The organism is Acetivibrio sp. MSJd-27 (assembly GCF_018918095.1).
In the GTDB taxonomy this organism is placed as follows: domain Bacteria; phylum Bacillota; class Clostridia; order UMGS1840; family HGM11507; genus HGM11507.
The window spans coordinates 1-10788 of the sequence record NZ_JAHLPV010000058.1 but is presented as its reverse complement, the minus strand read 5'-3'; the positions used below and the strand labels follow the sequence as shown (position 1 = coordinate 10788).

Genomic DNA, 10788 nt, shown 5'->3' with positions numbered 1-10788 from the left:
GCTGGCCATGTGGAAGTGGCGGGATGGGAACCATGGCACGCTGCATCGGATACTCATGTTTTTATTCCCAATAGACACAAAAACGCGTGGATTCGCTTGATGGAATCCATGCGTTTTTCGACAGGCTGAACAGATATATTCTGGTATATATTATTTACTTTACTTTTCTTTACTTTACTTTGTGTACTTTTTTCCGAATAAATCGCAGTTTCTTCCGAATTAATACTGTCACAAGTAGTATTTTCTTCGTCATTTATCGTATTTTCTTCCGATTTTATAAGGTTAAATTCTTCCCTTATTTTAGCCCCTTTTCTTTTCTGACAAATTGATAAATATCGCATTTGGATCCCGTTACTTGTTAGAATTTTATGTTTTTTATACAGAATTAAATCGAATAAATTCCGCTTAAAACATGTATTTATGATAGAATGAACACGGTTTATATCAAAATTTATCTCTCTTGCAAATAAAAGAACATTGTCCTCATCCCACTCTATGTAATAGGAATTCGCATATATTTTTTGATATAATTTAATTAATATTGCAAAACCTTCTATTCCCTGTTCCGCTTCAAGAAGTTTTATCTTTTCATCCGTGTAAACATCGAGAGGGAAATAGTCAAGTCCTGTTTTCTGCAGTCTTCCCATTTTTATCATCTCCTTCCCTACTCGGCCGCCAGCCTTCTATTCCATTTTGAAACACTTTTTTTCAATACATCTGCTAATGACAATTCGGGTCCTGGCTTCCAATTATTTTTCGGTTCAAGATAACTTCCTTCAGCTATAGCAGACGTTGAATTCCCGCACTTTTTACACCGTACTCTCATACCATCGAGATGATATATCCCCACTCCTTTTATTTCCGCTTCTCCGCCGCAGAATGGACATAAAAGAAGCGGCTCGTGTTCAATCTCACACGGATCATCATCTATTGATTCTCCGTCAACAATTTCATATGTTAAAAATTTTACTCTGTCGCCTAAGTCCTCAAACCATTTATACATGTGAAAACCTCCAAATTTTTCTTTACATTTTTTTAGTGATGTGCTATAATATAAAAAAGTTTTTTATGTGTTTTGCCTGTTCTGGCTCCAATCCAGAGCGGGCAATTTTATTTTATCCCTCATATTTTTCTTTCCTCCGCTTCTCTTTGTGATACCAGAACACTACAGAAAAAATAATTTCTTCTAAGCTGAATTCATCTCCGACCTGGCGAAGCATCTGTATAATTGTGTCCGAAAGACTGCCGATTTTTTTAGATAGTTCGATTTTTTCATTCTGTTTTTTCATCCCTGTTACCTCCAAATCGTTTCATATACTCAGTTAACAAAATTTCGTCTCCCACATTGTCTTTTACAAATAAAATTCCATTCCGTTTTATTACCGAAAATCCTTCATAAGCGAAAATCTTATCGAAAGTATAATCATCAAGTACATCAATTATTTCAGAACATTCCGGGCACGATGGGCTTATAGCGTCAAAACTTGGCTCAGAATTAATCATAATATCTTTCAATAGTACTCCGATAACTCCTGCCGCAATTAAAACACTCAGCCCTTATTTTTTCGTCTGTAAGTTCGATGCGTTTTCCGTATTTATCTTCCACGTAATACATTTTTGTATCCTTTCATGTGATGATATCATTCTCAGGCACAAATTCCGCCTGTCAAAGCTGCAAAAGCACTATACCCAATCAGTATGTATATTGCCATAGAAAAACTAAATAGAAGTATATTTTTCATGCTTTAAGCTCCTTTCCTGATTTTTTCGCTTGGTGGAAAATACTTCGATATCTCATTAAGCGGTATGTCTAAAAGCTCGCATAGTATGTAAATCTCATCCATTGAAAAGCACTCTCTGCCTTTCATCCGCCCTGTAATATACGGCTGAGATTTTCCAAGAGCCTCCTGCAAATCAATGTTTATTAAACGCTTGTCCAGCATTTTTTTCTTGACTTCGATAAGCTCCATGTCCAATTTTCTCATTGCTTGGTTCCTCCTTTTAACTTTTTCATTTTCTCTGTTTCAAAATCAATTATGTTAGGTTTCCCATGAGCTCTGAAATAGGCTCTTCTTATAATCCTAGAAATCAGATACTGTTCGCGAAGCGGAAGCATTGAATACATTTTCGTCATATTTCCAGCATTGTAAATATCCATATCAGCAGCCTCCGATTTTATGCTTCCCTGGAAAGCGAATAATTTTTGAATTTGTTTCTCCGATGTACGATTTTATAATTTCAGAAATAACAATTCTTTCGTGATACGATAATTTAGAATATTTCTTCGTCAGCTCCGGAATAGATAAAACTTTCACCTTTCCACCTCCATATCAGCTTGTCCTTTGCGTGGAAATAAAATGATTTTTCTGCTCCTCTTATCAATGGCAAGCGCATCCTCAACAGAACCGGATATAATCATTTTCCATTTTGGAGATAACTGATTGTACATGGAGGCAATTGCCGCTCCTGTTTTATACATGAAGCTCCTCCTTTACGTTTCTACAGTCGAATTTTTGATTCGCTGTTTCGGAAATTGTATAATTTTATTACTATGTGTTTCGTGTTTGCTGGCAACGTCTAACATTTTTTCCACCATATATTTCCCCTGTTTCGACAGTTTAGAATAACGGCTTGCAAGTACCGCCGCTGGAATTGGAGTGTATATGCTACGTCTCTCCTTATCGGTTTTACACTGCATTTTCATAAAATGCCCCATACTTAACCGCCATTTCCTTCGTGATGGCTGTGTAAATTTCAATCAGCTTCTTATCCTCGGCGATAATATCCAGATAATTCAGCTTGTCCCGCTTGGATTTGCACACGCCCTCATCCGCCATTCTCCGGCGCTTGTTTGTCAGACGAATAGAAAGATTCACCGAACCTCTTAATTCCACCAGCTTATAGATTTCCGTCTGTACGTCTCTTATGTATTGAACCCCGCCCATCGACTTGGCTATCTTCGTGATAAGCTTTCTGGATTCCTCCCGCCATGACGTGGTGTCCAGCTTCACAATATCACAGATGCCGTCAAGGCACTTGTCCACCTTTTCGATTGCTTTGTCCTGCTCCCGCTGTTTCTTTTCAATGTCTACCAGCAATTGTGCCTGTGCGGCTAAAATTTCAGCCTGGGACATGGGAAGCGGTTTATTTACCATCTTCTCCAGTTCAATCAGTTTTTGGCGAATAGCAAATCCTTGCGGCGTTCTCTGTATCATTGCAATGTGTTTCGCCATATCAAGGGTTAGGACATGCTCAATTGTCCTTCCTCCGTTTTCTAAATTTTTAGAAAACGTTGAATAATCTTTGTTTTCATCAAATCCATACAAGATCATGTTTTTTATCCAATCCGCATATTTACTGACGATATTTAAATTTTCATGGAGTTCCCTTCCCAGTACAACCTTATTTCCCTCTTCCGTTTCGTAAACCGGAATAACCTCTTGATTAAATATTTTTAATTCATTCATTTTTGATTTCCTTTCTTTGCAATAAAATTTCTAAATTTGCTCAACACATTTTTTCTTTCCCTCGTATTAGCTGACTTGTACCAACGCATCACAGTTTCACGAACGCAATATTCAATCCACGGTGCATGAATTAAGCAGAACGCTTTATCCACTTCATCCAGAGCAAATTGTAAATCTGCAGAGCATTTTGTAAGTGCTTTATACACAATCTCATCGGCAGTCTGCAGACGTGGATCAATGCCAGGGGGATTGATTAACCTCCTCAACTTATTTTCTGAATATCTCTCTCAATCAAAGGAAGAATGCCGTTATCTTTCAGAAGATTGTAGATGAAAAGTCTGCCCTTTTGGGTCCATTTCGTCTCCATCACAACATCCGGAGTTCCGTCAGAACGGGTAATCTCAATGGTTTTGGAATGAGTATATCCCAAATGATGATACTTGCTGTATAACAGCCATTGCCCGCTTTGCTTGTACTGGACATTGTATTGATTCAGAAGCTGGTTCATTTTCGCACCGCTCAGCCCGTAATCCTTCGCAATCTGCGTGATGGTGACAAGCCCTTTATTGTTCAATATCCTATCAACATAGCTCGCCTTTGGCTGCAGTTCCCCAATCAACTGTGTTTTCTGTGCATTCTCCAGCTGTAAAGCCTTTAACTGCTGTGCAATACCGATGATCATGTCTGGATTGTATAACACCTTTTCAATGGTTTCCGGTGTCATGTATGTACCTGTTTGACGAATGGAGGGAAGAACCTCTTCAAATACCCAGCGTTCAAATTTTTCAGCCGAGGGTAGTTTGCTGTTTACAATAAGCCTGTATAAATTTCCTTCGTTTATAAACTTAGCTTTTTGAGTTCTTCCAAGATTATCGGTGAGGTGGTGAAACGCCACCCCATCTTTTTTACAATGTTGTTTTAAGGCGTTAGTTGTATCAGCATATCCCAGTGCCTTAGCTACATCAGAACCACAAAATAGAATCTTTCCGTTTTCTTCAACCGTTCGTATTAATCCAAATTCCTTATTTTCAAATACTTTCAGTTTATTCATTTACTCAATCCTTTCTTATTAAAAATTTCATTCTCTACTGTCAGAACATCCCGCCGATTTCAGAACGCTGAATCATGCAGAGTTCTTTTGCCATTGGGATTGTGAGTTGATGAGCAATAAGCTGTCTTGTAACTTCACGCTCTCCCTCAAGTCGAACCTGCTCAAAAATGAGCGGGTTGAAGTCCATCCCTTCGGCAAATTCCATACTCGCACATTCTCGGGAACCAGTCTTTATAGGCTGTTTTAATGTTCAATGCTGCGTGTAAATCCCTCCCGCTTACAGTGGGCTGTTCTCCATCACGATTGATTTTAAGTAATTCGTTCATGTTTTATCTCCTTTTTGTATCTCATGGTTTACTTGTTGTTAAAAAAATTTCTGAAATATTTTTCTCTAATGCCTTAGAAATGCTTTCCATTGTGCTTAATTTTATTGTCTTTACTTTTTCGCTTTCCAATAGTGATATATATGGTCTCGATACACCACTAATCTCGGATAATTTTTGTTGTGTCATATTTTGTTTCTTCCGAAAAATCTTTATATTATTTTTCAAATAGCTCACCTCCCTTTTGTATTTTATGAAGTACAAAATTAGTATAACATTTTGTCTTTTGGATGTCAACCATAAAATACAAAAAATATTTTTTGTTTGTAAATCATAAAGAACACATAGAAATATTTACATTTTGTAATTTATAATGTACAATATTTGCAGAGGTGTTTATTATGGAAAACAAATTGGGCATTTTTTTAAAAAATTTACGGGAATCAAGAGGACTTAGTCTTAGAGACTTTGCACAGGAGCTTCATATCAGTCATTCATATTTAAACAAATTAGAGAATGGTATTGATCCCCGAAGCGGAAAGCCTGTGGCACCTACAATAGATATTTTGAAACAAATATCTTCTGCTTTGAATTTATCTTTAGAAAATCTATTAAAAATAAGTGGATATATACAAGGGGAATCATATTATGATGAAAAAAATGGTTCTGTGTCTACAGAATGGTATCCAAACAATAATTTAATTTATATCAATGACATTGAATGCGAAAATCCTGATATTAGAATGATAGCTCGCGCAGGTAAAAAAATGACAAAAGAGCAAGCTGAAATACTAAGAAAATATGCTGAATATACTTTTCCGGAGGCTTTTAAGGATGTTGGAAAAACAGAATAGAGAAGACATTTATTTTAAAACTTTTAAATTTATTATCAATAATATTGATATATATCCATTATCAGTCCCTCAAATTTGTAAATTATTAAATGTTGAAATGATAAAATTATCAACAATCATTTCTGAGACTAAAATCTCCAAAGAAGAAATTTTTTCCATTTGGGGGAACGAAGATGGTACAGTTCAATTATACAAAAAAGAGGAAAAAGAAATTTATAAAATTCTTTATAACGATTCAATGTGTGATGGAAGAATTCGTTTCACATTATTTGAAGAATTTGCACATATTATTCTTGGACATTTAAAAAACTATTCAGAATTTTCTATATTTAACCAATCATATAATGATAATTTATATAAAAAATTAGATGAAGAAGCGCGAATTTGTGCCGGATTATTGTTATGTCCGCCGCAATTCTTTTATAAAAAAACGAAAAAAATGAGCGTAGCATTACTTGCTGAATTATTTGATTTATCCTATCAATGCGCACTCTCTCGCTATGAAATTTTATTGAAATATCAAAGCGAAATACAAAACTGTTCTTTATATTCTGCTTTGCCGGAAATAAAATTTTATCGAAGTAATATTCGTGATGTAGGACTTTATAAAATAAAAAGAGATATTTATACTGGAGAACCAATAGCTATTTGTTTTTAGTCCAAAATGGCTTTACATTCTCTAAGTTTTAAATTTTGTTTATGCTCCTAGAAATATAATACGACCTGACATAACGAAACGTTCGGTCAGCTTGTTTCCACTAAGAAAAAAAGAGGACGGTGAAACGCCGACACCTTAAATATGAGGTCGTAAACCACTACCCCATCAGCACTAACCAATTTGGTTAGTACTGAAATCGTTTCTTGGATAAAACAAATAAAAAGAAAGACGTGAAAATAATTTGGATAAAGAATTGAACTTTTTAATATACAGCACACCGGAAGAAGACATCAAAGTAAACGCTGTTATTAAAGACGAAACAATTTGGCTTACGCAAAAAGGAATGGCTGAACTATTTGGTTGCACTGCGGATAACATTTCTTTACATTTAAAAAATATCTTTGCAGAAGGTGAATTAGACAAAATTTCAGTTACCGAGAAATTCTCGGCAACTGCCTCAGACGGAAAAAATTATTTGACACAGTTCTATAATCTTGATGCCATTATATCAGTCGGATATCGCGTTAACTCTGCGAAAGCAACACACTTCCGTATATGGGCAACCCAAATACTAAAAGAATATATGCAAAAAGGATTTGTCCTGGACGATGAACGTCTGAAACAAGGAAGCGCAGTATTTGGGAAGGATTACTTTCGTGAATTGCTCGAAAGAGTTCGTTCTATCCGTGCAAGTGAACGTCGTATATGGCAGCAGATAACGGATATATTTGCAGAGTGCAGTATTGATTATGACCGTAATTCTCCAATCACTCAAAAGTTTTACTCTATGGTGCAGAACAAATTTCACTATGCAATCACAGGACAAACAGCGGCAGAAATCATTCATTCATCTGCTGACCATAAGAAAGAGCATATGGGGTTAACTACTTGGAAAAACTCTCCTGATGGACGCATTCTAAAATCTGATGTAACGATTGCTAAAAACTATCTAGACGAAAAAGAAATCAGACGTTTGGAAAGAACGGTTACAGGCTATTTTGATTACATAGAAGATTTAATTGAAAGAGAAAATACATTCACTATGAAAGAATTCGCAAACAGTATCAATGAGTTTTTAGCCTTTCGTAAGTATCAAATTCTCAGAGACAATGGAAAGGTATCGAAAACACAAGCGATTCAAAAAGCAACAGATGAATATACTGAATTTAATAAAACCCAAAAAATAAATTCGGATTTCGATAAAGAGATAAAAAAATTATCCGGCAAGAACAAATAACTATTTTGTAAACTTCAACAACTTGCATTTCAAATTTGGAAAACGATAATTCCGAAAAACAGATTAACATTTTTAGTTTTCCCCAAAAGTGGGGAAAAGCCTTAACCCCGAATAAATTCGTTGTTCAACGGAAATTTCCGTTCTATCACTCAGCGGATTTTTCCGTTCAGTTACTCGCGGCGGAAGATTCCGCTACCAAAACCCAAAACTCAGCCGAAAATCCGGCTCAGTAATCAACCGACGGAAAATACCGTTCGTTCTCCCTAAAGTCGTGTTACACGACCTTTGAAGCCAACAATCAAGCTACTGATAACCACATTTCCAGTTGGAGAAAATGGCAGAAGTGGTTCTTTCCAAAATGGAAACCGTTCAGAAATAAGACAGCAAAAGAAAAAAGTATTTTAAATATTTTTCTTGACACGTAATATATTACGTGGTAAAATGATATTGTCAGGAGGTGGTGAGGTGAAAAGCTATTCATCAAGAGAGGTTATAAAAGCATTAAAAGATGATGGTTGGTATCTTGTTGCGTGTGATGGAGACCACCATCAGTATAAGCATCCCACCAAAAAAGGAAAAGCAACAGTCACACATCCGGTAAAAGACATCCCTATAAGAACACTGAAAAGCATAGAAAAGCAAACAGGGCTTAAATTTTAGCCCTGTGTTGCATTTAAATAAAAAGGAGGAACAAACAATGAAAAACGAATATACATTTCCTGCAATTTTTTATTTTGATGATGACGGAATATCAATTGAGTTTCCCGATCTGCCCGGTTGTCTACCCTGCGCTCACGATACAGCAGAAGCCGTAAAAAATGCAAAGGAAGCGCTTGGATTGCATTTGTACGGAATGGAAAAAGACAATGAAGAAATACCTGAACCATCCGATATAAAAAATATCAAGGTAGAAGAAGGCGGAGTATTAATGCTTGTAGATATCTTTATGCCTGCCGTAAGAGACAGAATCAATAATAAGTTTGTAAAAAAAACGCTTTCCATTCCATTTTGGCTAAATGCCGAAGCAGAAAAATGCAACGTAAACTTTTCAGGTATATTACAAGAAGCTTTAAAAAATTATCTCCATATTAATCCGTAATATTATAACCATTTTCACGACCTCACAAAAGCTGTTTTAACTTGCTGGTGTAAGCAAATCATTATTTTTGTGCGAATTTAAATTTTATTCTTGACTTATACGTATATACGTGCTACTCTATATACACAGGGGGTCGTTATAGTGAAAGATAAAGATTTACTTAAAAAATTAAAACAAGATGGCTGGTCAGTAATAAGAATAAAAGGAAGTCATCACGTTTTACAAAAAGGAAACAAGATAGAAGTGATACCGATACATGGAACAGATGTTCCCGCAGGGCTATTAAATGCTATATTGAAAAGGACAGGGCTGAAATAAGCCCCTCCTTAAAGAAAGGATGATATTATGAGATTAGTATACCCCGCAATCTTTCATAAAGATAACGGCGCATATTGGGCTGAATTTCCCGATTTGGAAGGTTGCCAAACCTACGGAAAAGATTTAAACGATACATTATTTCAGGCAAAAGAAGCTTTGGAAGTATATTGTATTACACTTTTAGAACAGGAACAGAAACTAACCGCTCCCAGCAGAATTGAAGATATCGAAACAGATTCATCCTCATTTGTAAATCTGGTTGATATTGAAATTAAAAACTATATTTCCAAAAGCAAGGCAGTGAAAAAGACTTTGACTATTCCGGCATGGCTTAATGATGCCGCAAAAAGCGAAAATATAAACTTTTCGCAGGTATTACAAGATGCATTAATTGAGCATTTACACATTCAAAAATAAAAAACAACCCCGACATGGTACGCATTGTTAAGAGGCGTGTCGAGGTCTAGCTATATCATTATACAGCGATTTGATGAAAAATTCAAGTACCGAGTTTTTCTCAGTAACTCAATAATACTTTTGTTAACGTCAGCAAAACGATACCTTTAACTTGCCGGTAACTTGCTGAAAAGAAATCTTTTTTTGAAAGAAAGTATATAAATATGCATCTTTCTAAGAGTTTCACAAATATTTTTGTTTATATTTAACTTGCTTATAACTTGCCAGCTCCGGCAAAACATTATAAGTAACAATATCCCCTGACTACCGCAATAGCCAAGGGATATCAATAGAGTGCGTATAGTATAAACCATACACCACCAAACAGTGTAATTATACTATATGCGCTCCTATTTTGCAAGAAAAATTAAGAAAGGAACGCTATTGTATGCAAGTTGGAATATCTCTCGTACTACAGATGCTGCGTTCTCATCGATAATGAGTTTGTGACAATCATTCTCTGATTTCATATAACCAAATGGGGCACGTGGAGCAACAAATCTTCCTGCTTTTATGTTGGCATCAATTGTCGATTGAACCTTTTTACTAATATCTCTTGAATAGTATTCATCAATAATTGTTATTATTGGTATTTTAGAAACCGGTTTTGATGAGTCATCTATATTAGTTATTCCGTTAATAGTGTCGAATTTATCATCTATAGATATAAAACGAACCCCATTAATAGGGAAAAACTGTTGAATATAGTATCCAACTGATATAGAATCTCTACCAAGACGTGATAAATCTTTTACAATTACACAGTTAATCTCACCATTATTTATATCATCTAATATCTCATTAAATCCTTTTCTGTCGAAGGTACTGCCAGATACATTTTTATCAACATAAATTTTATGGAGTTTTAAATAAGAATGATTACTGATATATTCTTTGATAATGTTTGATTGATTTTCTATTGAATTACTAAAGACGTCATCTTTAACAACCGATAATCTAACATATCCTGCAACTTTTAAATAATCATTCTTATTAATTTTGTCTGACGCTATTTTCATAACTTTACTTTTTCTACTCATAATGAAAATCCTTTCCTTTTTCAATTTGATAATAAAAAAAGACTACAATATTTCTATCATAGTCTTATAGTAATTATTAAATCCGCATACACGCACTTAGGCACACATTTATATCTATGTGTAAAGATGTCCCGCTGGAGTTATTAAAACAGTTTGTAGGTCATTCTGAAGTGCTCCCCAAATATTAGACAATATGATAAAATAAAATCATAACCATCTAATAATTGGGGGGTACTTTTTATGGGGAAAAGAAAATATACAGTGGAATTGAAAATGGAAATCGTG

20 protein-coding genes are annotated in these 10788 nt (G+C 35.2%); 7 read left to right on the top strand and 13 right to left on the bottom strand.

Annotated elements, in window-relative coordinates:
* Positions 1-53: 53 nt before the first annotated feature.
* The 12 genes from KQI32_RS12495 to KQI32_RS12445 form a co-directional block, all read right to left on the bottom strand.
* The gene (locus KQI32_RS12495; protein WP_216425806.1) at positions 54-647 is read right to left on the bottom strand and encodes a DUF4373 domain-containing protein; all 594 of its coding nucleotides are present in this window, start codon (positions 645-647) and stop codon (positions 54-56) included.
* 17 nt (positions 648-664) lie between these two features.
* Positions 665-1003 carry a Lar family restriction alleviation protein gene (locus KQI32_RS12490; protein ID WP_216425804.1) on the bottom strand — a complete coding sequence of 113 codons (339 nt, stop codon included), beginning with the start codon at positions 1001-1003 and terminating at the stop codon, positions 665-667.
* 112 nt (positions 1004-1115) lie between these two features.
* The gene (locus KQI32_RS12485; protein ID WP_216425802.1) at positions 1116-1289 is read right to left on the bottom strand and encodes a hypothetical protein; all 174 of its coding nucleotides are present in this window, start codon (positions 1287-1289) and stop codon (positions 1116-1118) included.
* Complete coding sequence (locus KQI32_RS12480) at positions 1273-1515, bottom strand: hypothetical protein (protein ID WP_216425799.1); 243 nt, start codon at positions 1513-1515, stop codon at positions 1273-1275. Before KQI32_RS12480 ends, KQI32_RS12485 begins: the two co-directional genes overlap by 17 nt.
* Positions 1516-1745: 230 nt before the next feature.
* Positions 1746-1985 carry a helix-turn-helix domain-containing protein gene (locus tag KQI32_RS12475; RefSeq protein WP_216425796.1) on the bottom strand — a complete coding sequence of 80 codons (240 nt, stop codon included), beginning with the start codon at positions 1983-1985 and terminating at the stop codon, positions 1746-1748.
* Positions 1982-2158: a hypothetical protein gene (locus KQI32_RS12470; RefSeq protein WP_216425795.1), complete on the bottom strand. Its 177-nt coding sequence runs from the start codon at positions 2156-2158 to the stop codon at positions 1982-1984. Before KQI32_RS12470 ends, KQI32_RS12475 begins: the two co-directional genes overlap by 4 nt.
* A 153-nt stretch (positions 2159-2311) precedes the next feature.
* On the bottom strand, positions 2312-2479 hold the full coding sequence (locus tag KQI32_RS12465; protein WP_216425793.1) for a hypothetical protein: 168 nt from the start codon (positions 2477-2479) through the stop codon (positions 2312-2314).
* A gap of 208 nt (positions 2480-2687) precedes the next feature.
* Positions 2688-3467, bottom strand: coding sequence for an antA/AntB antirepressor family protein (locus tag KQI32_RS12460; RefSeq protein ID WP_216425791.1), 780 nt, complete (start codon positions 3465-3467; stop codon positions 2688-2690).
* 262 nt (positions 3468-3729) lie between these two features.
* Positions 3730-4518: a phage antirepressor gene (locus KQI32_RS12455; protein WP_216425788.1), complete on the bottom strand. Its 789-nt coding sequence runs from the start codon at positions 4516-4518 to the stop codon at positions 3730-3732.
* A 40-nt stretch (positions 4519-4558) separates the two neighbouring features.
* The gene (locus KQI32_RS13485) at positions 4559-4723 is read right to left on the bottom strand and encodes an antA/AntB antirepressor family protein (protein WP_253291200.1); all 165 of its coding nucleotides are present in this window, start codon (positions 4721-4723) and stop codon (positions 4559-4561) included.
* The gene (locus tag KQI32_RS13480) at positions 4680-4844 is read right to left on the bottom strand and encodes an antA/AntB antirepressor family protein (protein WP_253291199.1); all 165 of its coding nucleotides are present in this window, start codon (positions 4842-4844) and stop codon (positions 4680-4682) included. Before KQI32_RS13480 ends, KQI32_RS13485 begins: the two co-directional genes overlap by 44 nt.
* Positions 4845-4865: 21 nt before the next feature.
* Positions 4866-5069, bottom strand: a complete 204-nt coding sequence (locus tag KQI32_RS12445) for a helix-turn-helix transcriptional regulator (protein ID WP_216425786.1) — start codon at positions 5067-5069, stop codon at positions 4866-4868.
* A 173-nt stretch (positions 5070-5242) separates the two neighbouring features.
* Between KQI32_RS12445 and KQI32_RS12440 the strand changes: the two genes are divergently transcribed.
* The 7 genes from KQI32_RS12440 (at position 5243) to KQI32_RS12410 (ending at position 9424) form a co-directional block, all read left to right on the top strand.
* Positions 5243-5695: a helix-turn-helix domain-containing protein gene (locus KQI32_RS12440; protein ID WP_216425785.1), complete on the top strand. Its 453-nt coding sequence runs from the start codon at positions 5243-5245 to the stop codon at positions 5693-5695.
* Positions 5676-6353, top strand: coding sequence for an ImmA/IrrE family metallo-endopeptidase (locus KQI32_RS12435; RefSeq protein ID WP_216425782.1), 678 nt, complete (start codon positions 5676-5678; stop codon positions 6351-6353). The genes KQI32_RS12440 and KQI32_RS12435 overlap by 20 nt, the downstream gene beginning before the upstream one ends.
* Before the next feature lie 241 nt (positions 6354-6594).
* Positions 6595-7590 (top strand): virulence RhuM family protein, encoded by a 996-nt coding sequence (locus KQI32_RS12430; protein WP_216425780.1) that lies wholly within the window; start codon positions 6595-6597, stop codon positions 7588-7590.
* A gap of 465 nt (positions 7591-8055) precedes the next feature.
* Complete coding sequence (locus KQI32_RS12425; protein ID WP_216425778.1) at positions 8056-8250, top strand: type II toxin-antitoxin system HicA family toxin; 195 nt, start codon at positions 8056-8058, stop codon at positions 8248-8250.
* 37 nt (positions 8251-8287) lie between these two features.
* On the top strand, positions 8288-8689 hold the full coding sequence (locus tag KQI32_RS12420) for a type II toxin-antitoxin system HicB family antitoxin (RefSeq protein WP_216425768.1): 402 nt from the start codon (positions 8288-8290) through the stop codon (positions 8687-8689).
* 141 nt (positions 8690-8830) lie between these two features.
* Positions 8831-9007 (top strand): type II toxin-antitoxin system HicA family toxin, encoded by a 177-nt coding sequence (locus KQI32_RS12415; RefSeq protein ID WP_216425765.1) that lies wholly within the window; start codon positions 8831-8833, stop codon positions 9005-9007.
* A 27-nt stretch (positions 9008-9034) separates the two neighbouring features.
* Complete coding sequence (locus KQI32_RS12410; RefSeq protein ID WP_216425762.1) at positions 9035-9424, top strand: type II toxin-antitoxin system HicB family antitoxin; 390 nt, start codon at positions 9035-9037, stop codon at positions 9422-9424.
* A 389-nt stretch (positions 9425-9813) separates the two neighbouring features.
* On the opposite strand, the gene KQI32_RS12405 is transcribed toward KQI32_RS12410, so the two are convergent.
* Entirely contained in the window at positions 9814-10503 is a 690-nt protein-coding gene (locus tag KQI32_RS12405; protein ID WP_216425759.1) for a recombinase family protein, read from the bottom strand.
* Between the last annotated feature and the right edge of the window lie 285 nt (positions 10504-10788).

Bases quoted from the DNA above. Each gene is read 5' to 3' on its own strand.
- KQI32_RS12405 (WP_216425759.1), bottom strand. From the start codon at position 10,503: ATGAGTAGAAAAAGTAAAGTTATGAAAATAGCGTCAGACAAAATTAAT.
- KQI32_RS13485 (WP_253291200.1), bottom strand. From the start codon at position 4,723: ATGGAATTTGCCGAAGGGATGGACTTCAACCCGCTCATTTTTGAGCAG.
- KQI32_RS12460 (WP_216425791.1), bottom strand. From the start codon at position 3,467: ATGAATGAATTAAAAATATTTAATCAAGAGGTTATTCCGGTTTACGAA.
- KQI32_RS12440 (WP_216425785.1), top strand. From the start codon at position 5,243: ATGGAAAACAAATTGGGCATTTTTTTAAAAAATTTACGGGAATCAAGA.
- KQI32_RS12495 (WP_216425806.1), bottom strand. From the start codon at position 647: ATGGGAAGACTGCAGAAAACAGGACTTGACTATTTCCCTCTCGATGTT.
- KQI32_RS12475 (WP_216425796.1), bottom strand. From the start codon at position 1,985: ATGAGAAAATTGGACATGGAGCTTATCGAAGTCAAGAAAAAAATGCTG.
- KQI32_RS12485 (WP_216425802.1), bottom strand. From the start codon at position 1,289: ATGAAAAAACAGAATGAAAAAATCGAACTATCTAAAAAAATCGGCAGT.
- KQI32_RS12410 (WP_216425762.1), top strand. From the start codon at position 9,035: ATGAGATTAGTATACCCCGCAATCTTTCATAAAGATAACGGCGCATAT.
- KQI32_RS12470 (WP_216425795.1), bottom strand. From the start codon at position 2,158: ATGGATATTTACAATGCTGGAAATATGACGAAAATGTATTCAATGCTT.
- KQI32_RS12465 (WP_216425793.1), bottom strand. From the start codon at position 2,479: ATGTATAAAACAGGAGCGGCAATTGCCTCCATGTACAATCAGTTATCT.
- KQI32_RS12455 (WP_216425788.1), bottom strand. From the start codon at position 4,518: ATGAATAAACTGAAAGTATTTGAAAATAAGGAATTTGGATTAATACGA.
- KQI32_RS13480 (WP_253291199.1), bottom strand. From the start codon at position 4,844: ATGAACGAATTACTTAAAATCAATCGTGATGGAGAACAGCCCACTGTA.
- KQI32_RS12435 (WP_216425782.1), top strand. From the start codon at position 5,676: ATGTTGGAAAAACAGAATAGAGAAGACATTTATTTTAAAACTTTTAAA.
- KQI32_RS12420 (WP_216425768.1), top strand. From the start codon at position 8,288: ATGAAAAACGAATATACATTTCCTGCAATTTTTTATTTTGATGATGAC.
- KQI32_RS12490 (WP_216425804.1), bottom strand. From the start codon at position 1,003: ATGTATAAATGGTTTGAGGACTTAGGCGACAGAGTAAAATTTTTAACA.